The sequence below is a fragment of the Cytobacillus sp. Hm23 genome (assembly GCF_051842895.1).
Classification (GTDB): domain Bacteria; phylum Bacillota; class Bacilli; order Bacillales; family SM2101; genus Nanhaiella.
Genome location: NZ_JBPXRQ010000018.1, coordinates 41,940 through 58,254 on the forward strand (window position 1 = coordinate 41,940; position 16,315 = coordinate 58,254).

Below are 16,315 nucleotides of genomic sequence, written 5' to 3' on the forward strand. Positions count from 1 at the left end.
CTTATTCTTTGAATGAAGATATCTTTTTAAAATTTGTTTAGCTATCTCCAATTATTTAAACATGTTGCCCATGAAAACCTATATAATAGTGCTTTCATTGTTGTTGCCTTCTATGTCGCTTACTAGTTGAAGAAAGTAAATTCCACATACCTATAGGTGGAACGTAGGGGGTACGAGCTGAAAATTATGGTAGATTTTCATTTCTAATGAAGTTGTCACACTTTTTTATAATAAAATCTTATATAATATAAATAACTATCATTTTTTGGGATGTGTAACAGATGAAAATTTTCAGGAAAATAGCATCCTATCGGTTAAATCACCGTTCATTATCATTACAAACGAAATTAATTATACTCTATATAGTTATTATTATGGTCCCAGTTATCGCATTTACGCTATATTACACTGAACAAATCTCTAACAGTGCAATTAGAGACGCAACAAAAAAGCAAGAGCATTTACTAGAATTAGAGAAAATCAATATTATGAACCATATTGAAACGATGAGAAGAACGGCCGAAATTGTCATTTCAGATCGTGAGTTTTTTGATTTTATTAAAAAAAACCATGATAGTAATACGACCGATTTACTTGATTTTAAGTCGAATGTGTTTTCAAATATTATTAAGTTACAATTTAATAACCCTAATATTAATGATATCCGTATTTATACAGCTAACCCTAATATTAAGGAAATGTGGCCAATTATATTTGATGAAAGTCGTATAAACAATAAGCCATGGTTTGAGGAAGTAATGAACCGAAATGGCATAGAGCTTTGGTGGTTTGATAATGATAACGTTGACATTCTTAATCGCTCTCTCAACATTAGTGATGCGAAAATTTCTGTTATAAGAGAATTAGAATACCCTAAAGGTGAACACTTAGCGATTATTGAAATTAGTATGCTGCAAGAGAATTTTTTTCCGAAAATGTTTAGTAATGTGAATGAAAATGAGTCTGCAATTGTTGTATTTGACCAAAACTTGAATCTAGTTCACAATCCTTTTAATCCGTTTATTCAAGAAAATAATTTGAATATTAATGAATTAAGAGAGAAGTTCGTTGGAACTGATAATCAGTTAACTTCATCCTTTCAATTTATGAATAATGAAAAACGATTCCTCGCAGTGTCGACATATATGGATGAGTTAAACAGTTACATGTTAAGTATTACATCTCTTGAAAGTATATATTCTGAAACAACTAAAACGAGAAATCTAGTATTAAGCGGTATTATCCTTTTAGTAATAATCTTGTCTATTATCACGTATAAATTAATTTCTTATTTATTGAAAAATATGTATTTACTTATTGAGTCGATGAAAAAAGTTGAAAAAGGAAATTTTGAAGTGGATGTTACAGTAGATGAACGTAGTGAATTTGGAGAACTTGCCAACCATTTCCGTAATATGCTGGGAAAAATTAATAGTTTAATTGCAGATGCAGTTAACAAACAAGCTATTACAAAAGAAGCAGAATTAAGGTCATTAAAAACTCAAATAGATGCCCATTTTCTCTATAATACGTTAGAAAATATTAAGATGATGTCTGAAATTGAAGGCAATTTCGAAGTATCTGATGCTGTCACATCATTAGGTGATATTATGCGCTATAACTTAAAATGGAAGAACGATTTTGTAAGTTTATCTGAAGAGTTAAGCCATATTCAAAACTATGTTGATATTATGAACTTACGTCTGGATAATCGTCTTACATTAACACTGACGATCCCACAAGAATTGAAAGAACATGAAGTGTTAAAAATGTCCTTACAGCCTATCGTTGAAAATTCTATTAAACATGGAATTTCACCGATCATATATAACAAACAAGGAATCATTGATATAAGAGCTTCGGTTGAAATGAAAAATATTTATATTGAAATAACGGACAATGGGATAGGTATGACGCAAGAAGAAGTTGCTGAGTTGCATGAGAAGATAAGCTTACCTTCATCACGCGCAGAAGAAACTGAAAATGGAAGCGGTATCGGTCTTAGAAATGTACATGAAAGAATTAAAATACATTATGGAAACGAATACGGGATGTCAATTCAAAGTGTGAAAGGGCAGCATACAAAAGTAATGATTAAAATACCGTGTTAACTCATCTGGGAGGTAACTACAATGTATAAGTTATTAATAGTAGATGACGAAAAGAATATTAGATTAGGTATTCAAGCGATGATCAAGAGGAAATTCTCTAACTTCATCGATACAATGGTTGCTGCTGACGGAGTAGAAGCATTAGAATTGACTCGTGAAAATAGCATTGACATATTGATTACAGATATAAAAATGCCTCGGATGGATGGTGTAGCACTTATAAAAGAGCTTCATACGAGTGAAGATAAGCCGATCCTATTTATTTTAAGTGGCTATGATGATTTTGAATATACGAAAGCAGCGATTAAATGTAAAGTTAGAGACTATTTATTAAAACCAGTAAATCGTCAAGAATTGTTCGAAGCATTGCAACATACAATTGATGAACTGGCTACAAATCGCTTAGCTTTACATCAACATTTAGATGATTTTCGGACGAGTCAATTAAATTACATTTTATTAAATCCAAATATACAAGAGGAACAAGTTCAGCACATTTGTACAAAAATGAACATTAATGTTTTTCCGAATGGTTTTTACGTAGGTGTGATTGAACAAGATCGCATAATAAAAGGAGAAGACTTTCTTCAACATATAAGAAACCAAATCACAACATATCGTAAAAATGATGCTGATGATATTTTTTGTTTTTTAGATAAGGACGGTCATACGGTAGTTATAACAGGAAATGAGAGTATATTTACTTTTATAAAAGATCAATTTAAGAAAGAAAAATATCCTTCATTTTCTATTGGTGTAAGTGAGAAGAGAGCAGAGATTAAGCACTTGAAGAAGTCCTATCTTGAAGCTTGCTATGCTGTGAAATATCAGTTTTTATTTCCTCAAAGGCAAGTGATTTTGTATAAAGAAATAAAAAATAGGAAAGAAAATATTGCGCCACCTATAGAAGCAATTAATAAAATATCGAATATGTTAGGGACAGAGAGAGAAAAAGAAATTAAAACACTTCTTTTTGCTGTTCTTGATTACGAAAAAATATCAAAATATGATATTAGTTACATGGAAACGATAGGTAAAAAGTTGAATACACTTGTTTTCGAGAAATCTTTTGCAAAGCTTGGGGAAGAATCTATTGAGAATTTTCAGCTCGTTCACAAAGTTGCAGATATATACAATTTTAACGATTTCCATCAGTATTTTCATGCGATTGAAGATTTGACGATGCGTTTACATGAATATATTAAACAAGTTAAATCTGTTTATTCTGAACAAAAGTATATGGATAAGGCACTTCAGTATATTGAAGATAATTTTCATAAGGATTTAAATTTGGCTGTAGTATCGAATTATATCTCTTTAAATTATTCATACTTCAGTCATGTCTTTAAAGAATACACAGGGCTTAATTTTGTTGATTATTTAAAAAAGGTACGCATTCGCCGGGCAAAATTGCTCTTGGTAGATACTGGAGAAAAGGTTTATGAAATTAGTAAACAAGTAGGTTATAAGAATCCAAAACAATTTACACGAGTTTTCCGTGAAATTGAAGGCATATCACCAAAGGAATATCGTGAAAAAATAAAATAAATTGACTTTTAAATATTCCTTAAAATCATTATGTAAACAGTGATTAACTGAACAAAATAGTTCGTTATTTCTCTTAATTATTATAGGTTTATAGCTTTCCCTAAAATTTTGTAACCGAATACAAAATTATATATCTAAAGATGTGCTTATAGCAAAGGTAAAATAATGATGAGAAATAAAAATGATGGTTGAAGGAAAAGGAATTTTTCCTACGACTAGTAGGTATGTACAAAATGGAGGTCTACGATATTTTGTACTATGGGGACAAGTAATTTCAATAACATTAATTGAGGTGTTAATTATGGAAAAATACAAATTTGATAATGAAGGCTATTTTGTCATTCAAGATTACGATAACGCAAAAAACTTTTCAAGTTTCTTACCTGGGGTAGCAGGTCTGTACGGTGTTCCGATGTGGGCATTTTATGTAAATCGTGGACAAGCAATGGTGTCTTTTGGTGTTCAAGATAAAAACCATGCGATTACAGAATTTTTTCCGGCAAATCAAGCATACCAACGCGTATCAATGAATGGTTTTCGTACATTTATTAAGGTTAAAAGTGAAGCTGGTGAATCTATCATTGAGCCGTTCTCTTCCTATGGGGGTTCGAATGGTAAAGGTAGGAGCATGAAAATAAAAGAAAACGAATTAAAGATTGAAGAGATTAACGAAGTAAGTGGAATTAAAACGGTAGTCACATATTTCACTCTTCCAAATGAAAACTTTGGTGCATTAATCCGTAAAGTTGAGATTGAGAACATTTCTGACAAAGCGGTGCAAATGGAAGTTCTTGATGGCCTTCCAGCAATTATTCCATTTGGAATAGATGATGCAGCTTATAAAGCAGTTGGTAATACGCTAAAAAGCTGGATGGATGTATTTAATCTTGAGAATAACATCCCATATTATCGTGTACGTTCATCAACTAATGATACTGCAGAAGTTGAAGAAATTACAAAGGGTCATTTTTATTTAAGCTTTGTAAATGATGGTGAGCTGTTATCCCCTATTGTAGATGGAAATTTAATCTTCGGTCACAATAGTTCAATGTCATATCCTAATATGTTTGAACAGTATACTGTTTCGCAATTAGTGGATAAGACTCCAATTACAAGCAACAAAGTGCCGTGTGGATTCTCTGCTTTTGAGGCTTCGTTGCAACCAAATGAAAACGTTGTCTTAAATACAATCATTGGTCATGTGAACGACATAGAAATTGTTAATAACAAAAAAGATGAGATCGTTACTTCCCAATTTATTAATTTAAAATATGAAGAAGCAAAAACGATCGTGAATGATATTACAGAAGATGTTACGACTAAAACTGCTTATCCGTTATTTGATGCATACAGCAAGCAAAGCTATTTAGATAATATTTTACGTGGAGGATACCCGATTACACTTGGAACTGATCAAAATCCATTTGTTTACTACGTGTACTCTCGTAAGCATGGAGATTTAGAACGAGATTATAACTTTTTCTCCCTTGCACCAGAATTTTTCTCTCAAGGAAACGGGAATTTTCGTGATGTGAATCAAAATAGAAGAAATGATGTATTCTTCCATCCAGAGGTTGGGGATTACAATATTAAGCTATTTATGAGCCTTGTCCAAGCTGACGGTTACAACCCATTAGTAGTAAAAGGTGCAAGCTTTGAGTTAGTTGATAACACTGATATGGAGTGGCTAAGCGAGTTGTTTACTTCTCTAGAAGATAGTCAATTTATGAAGCAAAAGCTAAATAAGACGTTCACACCAGGCGATGTATTACAAACAATTGTAGATAAACAACTGTCTCTATCAACTTCTCTAGATGGATTTTTAACGGTCATACTTTCTAAAAGTAAACAAAATATTGAAGCTGAATTTGGTGAAGGTTATTGGATGGATCACTGGACGTACAACCTTGATTTAATAGAAAACTATTTAAAAATATTCCCAGAAAATAAAGCTTCCTTACTGTTTAAAGACCAATCATATAAATATTTTTATAGCCCTGTGTTCGTCAAGCCAAGGTCTGAAAAGTACGTACTTGCGAACGATAAAGTTCGACAGTATGGAGCGATACTTGAAGAAGAACAAGCCTCAAGTGGAAATTGGTTAACAACGAAAAGTGGAGAAGAATATACAACAAACTTGTTTGTGAAATTATTTAATTTGAGCCTCGTGAAATTTGCTACATTAGATCCATACGGCATGGGAGTTGAGATGGAGGCTAACAAGCCAGGTTGGAATGATTCAATGAACGGCTTGCCAGGGCTTTTTGGATCAGGTATGAGTGAGACATTTGAATTGAAACGACTGCTCCAATTTGTGAAGGTTGCTGCTGCAACATCTGAACAGAGCTCGATTTCACTTCCAGTTGAAGTGCATAAATTATTTGAAAGTGTGAACAAGGCAATAAATGAGTCTATAACAAATAATGTAGATGATTATCATTATTGGAATGCTGTTACATTTGCACGCGAACAGTATCGAGAAGCTATTCGCTCAGGCTTTAGTGGGGAAGAAGCAGCTGTTTCTTTAGCTTCTATAGAGGAAATGGTCACGATTTATTTAACTAAAATACAGAAGGGGATCACTAAAGCGAAAGAGCTTGGAAATGGTCTCGTACCAACATATTTCTACTTTGAGGCAGAACAATATGTTGTGAGAACGGCAGCTGATGGATCATTACTTCTTAATGACAAAGGTCAACAGCTAGTAGAAGTAACGTCATTTACGGTTCACACATTACCACATTTCTTAGAAGGTCCTGCAAGAGCATTAAAGAGTATGACAAAACAAGAAGCATCAGATACTTATACAAAAGTGAAGGCTTCTGACATGTTTGACCGAGACTTGAAAATGTACAAAACATCAAGCTCACTTGAAGATGAAACATTCGAAATTGGTCGTTCTAGAGCATTTACCCCTGGTTGGCTAGAACGTGAATCTATCTTTATGCATATGGAGTTCAAGTATATACTGAGTGCATTAAAAGCAGGTCTATATGTTGAGTTTTTCGAGGATTTAAGAACTGCCTTGCCACCATTTATGAATCCTGAGGTGTATGGAAGAAGTGTCCTAGAGCATTCATCATTTATTGCTAGTAGTTGTAATCCAGATCCAACTGTACACGGACAAGGATTTGTAGCGAGATTAAGTGGAACAACAGCTGAATATTTAACGATGTGGCAAATGATGATGACAGGTAAAACATTATTTACTGTCGAGGAAGGGCAATTGATGTTAACGCTACAGCCTATACTTCCAGAATGGCTATTTGATAATTATAATCAAGTTGAATTTACTTTCTTAGGGAAGACAAAAGTTACTTATCATAACCCGAATCGCAAGGATACATTTGGTGAGAACGGTGCAAAAATAACAAAGTATGTGTTACACAGTGATAGCTCATCTGTCGAAGTACAAGGTGAGAAGGTGGAAGAGCAATATGCACTGCTAATCCGTGAAGGAAATATTAACAAAATAGACGTACATTTAAACTAAATTTGAGGTGTAAATACTATGCAAATGAAAGTCATACAAACAGCAAAGAACAGTAACGAGCGTTTTGAAGATAAAGGAACAATAGAGCTTTTAGCTGGTCAACCGAAGTCTAATAATGTCCTAACGATTGACAAAAGTACAAAATATCAAAAAATCATTGGATTCGGAGGAGCCTTTACAGAGGCTGCTGCTTATACATTGTCCCAAATTCCAGAAGAAGAACGTAGGAGCATCATTGAAAGCTATTTTCATCCTGAGAAGGGTTTAGGGTACTCACTTGGAAGAACACATATCCATAGCTGTGATTTTGCACTTGAGAACTATACGTATGTAGAAGAAAATGATAAAGAATTGACAACATTTTCAATTGATCGTGAACATAAATATGTTCTTCCATTAATTAAGGATGCTATTAATTCAAGAGGTGAAGAGTTGACAATACTATCTTCACCTTGGAGTCCACCAGCGTGGATGAAAACAAATAATGACATGAATCATGGGGGCAAATTAAAAGAAGAATACTACAAAACATGGGCTCTTTATTACACAAAATATATTAAAGCAATGGAAGAAGAAGGTATTAACATTTGGGGTATTACTGTCCAAAATGAACCAGAAGCTACTCAGGTTTGGGATTCATGTCGTTATACTGCTGAGGAAGAAAGAGATTTTGTTAAAAATTATCTAGGTCCTACAATGGAAGAAGAAGGTCTAGGGCACAAAAAGATTATCATTTGGGATCATAACAGGGATATTGCATATGAACGTGCAAAAACAATTCTTTCAGATTCTGGTGCTGCAAATTATATTTGGGGAACAGGCATCCATTGGTATGTTTCAGAGGAATTTGCAAACTTATCAAAAATTCATGATGATTTTCCTGATAAGCATCTTATTTTTACAGAAGGATGTATCGAAGGTGGCGTACAGCTTGGTGCATGGCATACAGGGGAACGTTATGCTCGCAATATGATTGGTGATTTTAATAATTGGCTTGAAGGCTGGCTTGACTGGAATATCGTGCTAAATGAACAAGGTGGGCCAAATCATGTAGGTAATTATTGTGATGCACCTATTATCGTTAATACAAAAACAGGTGAAGTTCATTATAATAGCTCATATTATTATATTGGTCATTTCAGTAAATACGTTAAGTCAAATGCAACAAGAATTGGACATGAATTAAATAATGATTCACTACAAACAGTTGCATTTCAAAATGAAGACGGTTCAATTGCAGTAGTAATGATGAACGCTACTGACAAAGATGAAAGAATTAGTATTTTATTAGATGGTAAACATTCAGAGCTAGTATTACCAGAGCATTCAATTACAACAGTACTTATATAAACAACTGGGGCTATCATATAGAGTTAATAATAAATCGGGAGAAAGTAACTATACGTGAAATAATAGTACTTTCACCCGTTTTTCTTGTTATATTCGACAAACCTACGAAAAAGAGCCTAATAGAATGAAAGGTGATTTAATATGAACTATAGAGAGCTAGGGAAGACAGGAATACAAGTATCAGAGGTAGGCTTCGGTGCATGGCAATTAGGCAACAAACAAGATTGGGGGGAAATGAGTGAAAAGTATGCGGTTCAACTAATTCATGAAGCAATTAGTCAAGGTTGTAATTTTTTTGATACAGCTCCTAACTATGGGTTAGGGAAAAGCGAAGAGTTACTCGGCAAAGCGTTGGAGGGCAAGCGAGATCAAGTAATTATTAATACTAAATTTGGTCACCATCCTAATAATGTTCAAGATTTTGATGTGAGTTTATTAAGACAATCTCTTGAAGCTAGCTTAAAACGTTTAAATACTGATTATGTCGATTCGATCTTATTGCATAATCCGCCATTTGAATTTCTAAATGGAAATAGTCCACATTATGAATTGCTAGAATGTTTAAAAGAAGAAGGAAAAATACGTGCTTATGGTGCATCGGTTGATTCCAGCCGTGAATTATTTGAATTACTAGAAACAACAAACAGCCAAGTGATTGAAGTCATGTATAACATCTTCCATCAGGAGCCTGCAAAAGCATTTCAACTAGCGAAAGACAAAGGTGTTGGCCTTATTATTAAAGTCCCACTAGATTCTGGTTGGCTTTCTGGCAAATATAATGCACATAGTACATTTGAAGGTGTACGCAGCCGTTGGTCGAAAGAACAAATTGAAACAAGAGCAAACTTATTGACTCAGCTATCATTTTTAACAGCTGATGGAGCAACTATGGCACAGGCTGCCTTACGTTTTATTCTAGCTAGGTCTGAAGTATCAACCGTAATCCCAGGGTGTAAAAATATTGAGCAATTGACAGAAAACGTATTAGCAACTGAGATGGTATTGTCGGAAGAGGATGTAAAACAAATCCGACACCTTTGGGAGAAAGAACTTAAAAATGAGCCGTTACCTTGGTAATTTTATGGTTAGGTTTTTTCAGCTAGCTGTTTTCGACTTGATTATTTCTTTTCGTACTAAGAAATAAATACGAATACACAAAGCATTCGTAGTATCTTTTCAAATGAGATCAATTGCATGAAATTATTTATTGCTGTTTTATATTAGTCTCAAATACAACAAAGTTTATGAAAAGAGCCTTATTTATCTAATGACCCTAACCTATACAGGTGGGGTCATTTTAATTAGTTAGGGCAGAGTCTTCACTAGTTTCCTTCATGTTTTGCTTTTTAACTAGAGAGATAATACTTAGAAAATATTTTATATAAAGACGCTTCTCGTAAATTTTGTTACTGAGAAAGAAAAGATGCAAAGAATGGTAGTTATATTCGAGTTTAACTCGTATTACGAAAAGCAACAATTATAGCGAGGTAAAAAACAATTATACTAATTTCTTATATATATCATTTTATTGATGCAGATATAATTGTAAGACAGGAGGAGACGCTATAATTACTGAATTAGATAAGGTTGATTTTATTAAATGTAAATCGTTAGTTAGTGAACAAGGACAGGTAGAGGCTTCAGCTATTATTGAAGGAAATAATCCAGGGCGCATATTTGTAGATAATACCATATCTCCTTCATCTGGGGTTATTTGGTTAGGGAACAATGATGGATTTATCTTTTTTGGAAACCCTCATAATGAAGAATTTAATTTGAACCTTAATAAATTTATAGATACTAAGATTTTACCAGAAGCTGTTGGATTAGGGTTGGATTACTTTGAGGCAATGGCGATACACTCTGATTGGAATAAGAGGCTAGAAAATGTATTTAAAAGAAGAAAATTGGTGAGTTGGAATCAAAGAGTATATAAGCTGCGAAAGGATCACTTCAAACTAGAGAATGAACCAACTGTCGATCAAGATTATATGACAATCAAAGTGACAAAATCTATGTTAGATAACAGAGAAGTCCCTATTAAAAACATTGAATTTTTACAAGCTAAAATCTTGGAGTTTTGGGAAACACTAACTGATTTTTTTAATAAGGGAATTGGTTATTGTATTGTTTATCAAAATAAAATTGTCAGTTTATGTATATCAGGATTTGTAGGTCATAACGTTCATGGCATAGCTATTGAAACACTAACTGCGTATCAAGGAAAAAAGCTTGCGCAAAAAGTAGCACATCAATTTGCTAATCACTGTCTTAAAAATAATATCGTGCCTTATTGGGATTGCATGGAAATGAATAAACCTTCAATTGCTGTAGCAGAAAGTGTTGGCTTTACATTAGAGTGCGATTATATCGGTTACGAATTTTTATTAGTTAAAAATTGAAATGAAAGAAGGAAAGAGTAGGTATGATAGAATGTGTAATTACAAAAATTTCTCCAACCTAGAGACGGAAAGACTGTTTTTAAGACAAGTAAATGAAAAAGATGTAGCGTTTGTATATAAGCTATTTAGTTAGGCTCTTTTCGTAAGGAAAGTTATTATTAATACAAAACTACAACAACAAAAAGGTTTTCTGAAATTGTCACCGTTTTATAGAAGAAAAGATGCCCCAAACGTTATTCATATTCGTGTTTAGTTCTTTTTACGAAAAGGAACAACTAATGCGTAAGTAGCCTCTAGTAACGAAGAAGTATGTAAATATCTATATGATGAAGAATTGTATACGAGTATGGATGATGCAAAAGAGTTTATAAGAGATTATAGTCATGCTGAGGCAAAAGGTCGAAATAGAGGGTGTATCGTTAGAAAAGAAGATAATCAACAATTAGGTACATGTGGATTCCATTGCTGGGACCGTTATAATCATATTGCGGAAATTGGCTATGATTTATGGCTTGATTTGTGGGGCAAGGATATATGAAGGAAGCCTTGACTACTACGATTGATAGTGCCTTTAACAATATGAATCTAATTAGAATTAATGCATTTGTGGCGATAGAGAATGATCAATCTAAATATTTACTAAAATCTTTAGGGTTCCAAAATGAAGGAATCCATCGTGAAAAACACTTATATCGTGGGAAGTACTATGATCATTACTCATATTCACTATTAAAAAGAGAGTGGGTGTGAACACTACACTGCTCATTAACTTGCAACCTATGTCACTTCGCCATATCATCTAAAGAAATGAACCTTCCAGTGATATGGCGAAGAATAGGGTGTATACACTCTGATAGTTCGTATTCTATACGAGTGAAACTTTATTGATAACATATTCCTCTACAACCTGTGCTACACCATCATTCATATTTGTATCGGTAACAAGGTCTGCTTTTGCTTTGATGTCTTCAGGAGCATTACCCATGGCTACGCCAAGACCAGCAAAGTCAATCATCGTAAGGTCATTATAGCTATCGCCAAAGGAGATCACTTCTTCTTGCTTTATTCCGAGCTGCTTAATGAGGAAATCTAAACTGGCTCCTTTTGTAACACCTAAAGATGTAAATTCTAAGAAAAAAGGTTTTGATCGCAGGACACATAATTCCCCAGCTAGCTCAGCTTGTAGCTTGTTCTCTACTTGTATTAACCTTTCAGGCTCTGCTAACATTAATGTTTTCACGACAGAATCACTGACTGCCTCTTTGAAACTGCTTACTTGTTGCACTGGTAATCCTGTTAACTGACTTTCGATGGCGGAAAATTTATTTGGTGTTTCTGTCACAATTGAATTTCCCACATACGTTAAGATTGCAACTTCTTCCCGGGCACTTAAATCGTACAAACGGTGAGCCGTTTCTGGTGAAAGTACATTGCTATATAATTCTTCTTTTGTATGGCAATCAATGATTTTTGCTCCATTATATGACAGAATATAACTTCTGAATTTTTCTAGCTGAAGCTCTGATGCAATTGGAAGCATTCCAAATGTTGGCCGTCCAGAAGCAAGAACGACTTTTACGCCAATTTCTTGTGCCATCATTAATGCATTTTTGGTGCGGGGGGATATAGTTTGATCATCTCTGAGCAAGGTATCGTCTAAATCAAGTACAATCATTTTATATTGAATAGTCATCTTGGTAGTTCCTTTCTTGTTTGCTTGAACTCTATTATACTACTACAATTAAACAATTATTAGAAATGAAAAAAATAGTACATTTTTATAGTAATGAAAATGTATTAAAAGCAATATAATGTATTAGCGTATACACTTATGTTTCCTAGGATCTTATACTTGTACAGTTGTACATAATGAAAAATATATAACAAGTTGAGTGATGTTATGAAGAAACTGTGAAATGATGTTACATTATATTGTAGATATAATGCTAATGGTATATATTAGAAATGAGGAAGATAAAATAATAAACTTTCTCTTTTTCAAGGGTATTGGTTTAGTCGTATATTGAGTGGTTTAGTAAGATTACATGTGAAAACATTCACAAACCAAAGGAGTTGAATAATGATGTCTTGGATAAAGGGTCCTAAAATGGCTGTTTTATGGACATTACTTAGAATTTGGTTAGGGGTACAATGGATACAAGCAGGTTGGGAGAAAGTTACAGGTGAATTTGATGCGTCTGGTTATCTGCAAGGTGCTATCGGTAAAGCTTCAGGAGATCATCCAGCTGTACAAGGGTGGTATGCAACATTTTTAGAAAATGTGGCGGTTCCTAATGTAGGGTTATTTAACTTTTTAGTAGCTTGGGGGGAACTATTAGTTGGCATAGGACTAATCTTAGGTGCTGCAACTATTCCAGCACTCATTGCAGGAGCATTTATGAACCTAAATTTTTTATTAGCTGGAACAACTAGTACAAATCCGATTCTATATACTGTAGCATTTATATTATTAGGCGTAGGGACAGCAAGCTATTATTGGGGTGTCGATCGGTTTGTAATTAATTATGTTAGAAACCGACAAGGAAAAGAGAGCATTAATTTTAAGCAATTACCTAAATAGTCGTGTAAAAAATTGCTTTAAGTTTACAAGGTCTGAACCTTTAATTAGTACACAAAGTGTACCGTTAAGATCAGACCTTTTGTATGATTTATCAAAGTAAACTAACCCATTTGTGAGTTAGAGCGTTTAGCACTTAACCTTTTTGTCTAGCTTTACTTTGTCTTATGCCTGCTGCATCGGCACGGGCTTGAGCTTCTAAATCCTCTTGATCAGCCAACTCTCGTGAAAATTCCTCGTTAATCCCATCAAACTTCAAATTTTTAGGGACTTGTGGAAGACCTGCCTTGTTCTTATCTCGAGAATTTTGTCCACGACTTCTACCCATAATACGATCACTCCTTTTAATTATTTTAAGAACTAAACTTTCAAATTTAACTGTAAAGCTGTTTCGTTGTGTTGACCTTTTTGTTGTTAACAATTAAATCCGTATACATGTAGTATTCATAGCGACTTCTCTTTATTAACGATAACAGTCTCTTAAATAACACTACAAATAAGATTCTTTAACAAACATTAATAGGGTGAACAGGTTTAGGTAAAATATGCATGATAAAATAACAGTTTTTTGTCAGGGCTGTTTTCCATAGTCTTTGTCAATGATGGGCTTGTTTACTTGTGAATCCACCAGCTTGATCAGCCATTTTGAAATCTCTAGCATATGAGACTTCTTGGGCATTACTTAATGTGCTCTTTGTCTTATCGCGTCTTTTTTTTCTGTCTACCATCATTCAACCCCCTTTTTAAGGTATGTATTTTTAGTTTCACCATACATATGATAATCAATGCATAAATCATTGAATCCTTTTTCTTGTAGGTGATGGTAAGTAGCTATTTCACTAGTAGTGCTGACAACGCATCCTCTAAATGCTGATAACGAAATGTAAAACCTTCTGCTGTAAGGACATCTGGCAAAACTTTCTGTCCTTCAACAATAAGCATACTCATTTCGCCAAGAAGTAGCTTAAGGGCGATAGCTGGCATAGGGAGCCAATGAGGCTTTCTCAAAGCTTCTCCTATTTTAATGCCAAACCCTTTCATCGTTTCGGGGTTAGGGGCAGTAATATTAACTGGCCCGCTTACGCTTTTATTACTAATAACGTAAGCGATAGCTCGACATACATCATCAATATGAACCCAAGAAAGCCATTGCTTTCCTGAACCGACTGTCCCTCCGATAAACAGCTTGTATGGAGTCGTCATCTTAGGTAATGCACCTTCACTTTTTCCGAGGATAATTCCGAACCGAGCAAATACTGTTCGGACATTATATGACTGTAAATCATTAGCCGAGTTTTCCCATGCTGAAACTGTCTTTGCTAGGAAATCAGTTCCGATGTTTTCATCCTGTTCTGTAAAAGTAAGATCTTCAGATGTACCGTAGATACCGATTCCACTTGCATTTACTAAGATATCAGGTTTTATTTCTAGATTTGTAATGATTCTAATTATTTCATTCGTGGCATTGAGCCGACTATTAACAATTCTTTTTTTACGATTTTCAGTCCATCGACCACTATTAAGAGACTCACCTGCTAAGTTTATAAAAGCAGTCATTCCGTTCAACTGACTCTCAGGGTTACAATCATCATTAAGCCATGTCACATAGTGTATAAGCGGATTATTATGGATTAGATTTTCCTTTCTAGTTAAAATGAAGCATTCATGTCCTTGATCAACAAAATATTGCGTAATTGCTTTACCAACAAATCCTGTACCACCAGCAATAGCTATTTTCACTCTGCTCACTCCTAACCATTAAATACCATTTCCTTCATTATAAATCGTATACTCCTTTTAACACTAATTTTTTGCTAAAATTAAATGAGGGGTGATAAGTTTGGCTTTTATTACAAAAATAGTTACGCAAAAGAAGAACTCGGAGCGATATAATGTTTATCTTGATCGAGGAAAAGGTGAAGAATATGCATTTAGCGTCGATCAAGATGTTCTTATAAAATATAATCTTACAAAAGGCAAAGAAGTGGATGAGCTAGATGTTGGAGAAATTCAGTTTGCAGATGATGTGAAAAAAGCTCATAACGTTGCATTACGGTATTTGTCATATCGAATAAGGTCGATTAAAGAAATTGATGATTATTTGAAAAAAAATGAAGTTCAAGAGCAAATCATTCAAGAGGTAGTACATAAGTTACAAGAAGCTAATTATGTAGATGATGAGAAATTTGCGTTGTCTTACGTACAAACACAAATTAAAGCGTCTATAAAAGGTCCTGACAGAATAAAAAGAGAATTGAAAGAAAAAGGAATTTCAGCAAGATATGCAGGAAAAGCAATGAATACGTATACTACTGAGTTGCAAATTCAACACGCAATGAAACATGCTGAGAAAATAGCTAAACAAAGTGCTAAGCTTTCAACTCTAAACATAAAACAAAAAATTGAACAAACTTTAGTTCGAAAAGGGTTCTATTGGGACATTATACAAATTGTAATAGAAGAAATTTCAGAAATTACTGGTCAAGAAGAAAATAATGAGTTGGAGGCGTTACAGCATCAAGCTAGCAAGATAAACAACCGTCTGAAGAAATATACCGGGTGGGAATATGAGCAAAAGTTGAAGCAAGCACTGTACCGTAAAGGATTTTCTATTGAGTTAATTGAGGAATTTATTCAAAAGAATAAGCCCTTTGAGTAATTGGTAAAAGACTAGAAGACAAAAAGCCTCATCAAGTGAAAGAGCTTTAGTGGATGTCGGGGATGAACGATGCGCCTGCCGCTTTTATATTATCCAGCTCCGCCTCCTAGCCTCTCGAGTCGTTTCAGCTATTCAACAGAAGAAAAAAACGTCTTCAGTCGACTAGCTTCCAAC

The 16,315-nt window shown here is 34.0% G+C and carries 12 protein-coding genes and 1 pseudogene; 9 read left to right on the plus strand and 4 right to left on the minus strand.

Features of this window, described 5'->3' with window-relative positions; translation table 11 throughout:
- The first annotated feature begins 281 nt into the window (after positions 1 to 281).
- The 7 genes and pseudogenes from ACSVDA_RS13355 to ACSVDA_RS13385 all read left to right on the plus strand — a co-directional run bounded on the left by ACSVDA_RS13355 (position 282) and on the right by ACSVDA_RS13385 (position 11,654).
- A complete protein-coding gene (locus ACSVDA_RS13355; protein WP_485883881.1) occupies positions 282 to 2,111 on the plus strand; it encodes a sensor histidine kinase in 1,830 nt (609 codons plus the stop codon).
- A gap of 21 nt (positions 2,112 to 2,132) precedes the next feature.
- The gene (locus ACSVDA_RS13360) at positions 2,133 to 3,659 is read left to right on the plus strand and encodes a response regulator (RefSeq protein ID WP_485883883.1); all 1,527 of its coding nucleotides are present in this window, start codon (positions 2,133 to 2,135) and stop codon (positions 3,657 to 3,659) included.
- A 181-nt stretch (positions 3,660 to 3,840) separates the two neighbouring features.
- Positions 3,841 to 7,152, plus strand: coding sequence for a cellobiose phosphorylase (locus tag ACSVDA_RS13365; RefSeq protein WP_485883885.1), 3,312 nt, complete (start codon positions 3,841 to 3,843; stop codon positions 7,150 to 7,152).
- A gap of 18 nt (positions 7,153 to 7,170) precedes the next feature.
- Positions 7,171 to 8,502 (plus strand): glycoside hydrolase family 30 protein, encoded by a 1,332-nt coding sequence (locus tag ACSVDA_RS13370; RefSeq protein WP_485883886.1) that lies wholly within the window; start codon positions 7,171 to 7,173, stop codon positions 8,500 to 8,502.
- Between the two features lie 141 nt (positions 8,503 to 8,643).
- Positions 8,644 to 9,579 (plus strand): aldo/keto reductase, encoded by a 936-nt coding sequence (locus ACSVDA_RS13375; protein WP_485883888.1) that lies wholly within the window; start codon positions 8,644 to 8,646, stop codon positions 9,577 to 9,579.
- Positions 9,580 to 10,067: 488 nt separating this feature from the next.
- Entirely contained in the window at positions 10,068 to 10,904 is an 837-nt protein-coding gene (locus ACSVDA_RS13380) for a GNAT family N-acetyltransferase (RefSeq protein WP_485883899.1), read from the plus strand.
- A 346-nt stretch (positions 10,905 to 11,250) separates the two neighbouring features.
- A pseudogene (locus tag ACSVDA_RS13385) lies at positions 11,251 to 11,654 on the plus strand (GNAT family N-acetyltransferase).
- 115 nt (positions 11,655 to 11,769) lie between these two features.
- Here ACSVDA_RS13385 and ACSVDA_RS13390 read toward each other — a convergent pair.
- The gene (locus tag ACSVDA_RS13390) at positions 11,770 to 12,591 is read right to left on the minus strand and encodes a Cof-type HAD-IIB family hydrolase (protein WP_485883901.1); all 822 of its coding nucleotides are present in this window, start codon (positions 12,589 to 12,591) and stop codon (positions 11,770 to 11,772) included.
- A gap of 396 nt (positions 12,592 to 12,987) precedes the next feature.
- Between ACSVDA_RS13390 and ACSVDA_RS13395 the strand changes: the two genes are divergently transcribed.
- Positions 12,988 to 13,485: a DoxX family protein gene (locus ACSVDA_RS13395; protein WP_410625695.1), complete on the plus strand. Its 498-nt coding sequence runs from the start codon at positions 12,988 to 12,990 to the stop codon at positions 13,483 to 13,485.
- 133 nt (positions 13,486 to 13,618) lie between these two features.
- Here the strand turns inward: ACSVDA_RS13395 and ACSVDA_RS13400 are convergent, their stop codons facing one another.
- The 3 genes from ACSVDA_RS13400 to ACSVDA_RS13410 all read right to left on the minus strand — a co-directional run bounded on the left by ACSVDA_RS13400 (position 13,619) and on the right by ACSVDA_RS13410 (position 15,222).
- Positions 13,619 to 13,810, minus strand: a complete 192-nt coding sequence (locus ACSVDA_RS13400; RefSeq protein ID WP_485883890.1) for a YfhD family protein — start codon at positions 13,808 to 13,810, stop codon at positions 13,619 to 13,621.
- 268 nt (positions 13,811 to 14,078) lie between these two features.
- Positions 14,079 to 14,210, minus strand: coding sequence for a YfhE family protein (locus ACSVDA_RS13405; protein ID WP_214480500.1), 132 nt, complete (start codon positions 14,208 to 14,210; stop codon positions 14,079 to 14,081).
- A 103-nt stretch (positions 14,211 to 14,313) separates the two neighbouring features.
- Entirely contained in the window at positions 14,314 to 15,222 is a 909-nt protein-coding gene (locus ACSVDA_RS13410; RefSeq protein WP_485883892.1) for a TIGR01777 family oxidoreductase, read from the minus strand.
- A gap of 100 nt (positions 15,223 to 15,322) precedes the next feature.
- Here ACSVDA_RS13410 and recX point away from each other — a divergent pair, with 100 nt between their 5' ends.
- On the plus strand, positions 15,323 to 16,141 hold the full coding sequence (gene recX / locus ACSVDA_RS13415; RefSeq protein ID WP_485883893.1) for a recombination regulator RecX: 819 nt from the start codon (positions 15,323 to 15,325) through the stop codon (positions 16,139 to 16,141).
- Positions 16,142 to 16,315: the final 174 nt, after the last annotated feature.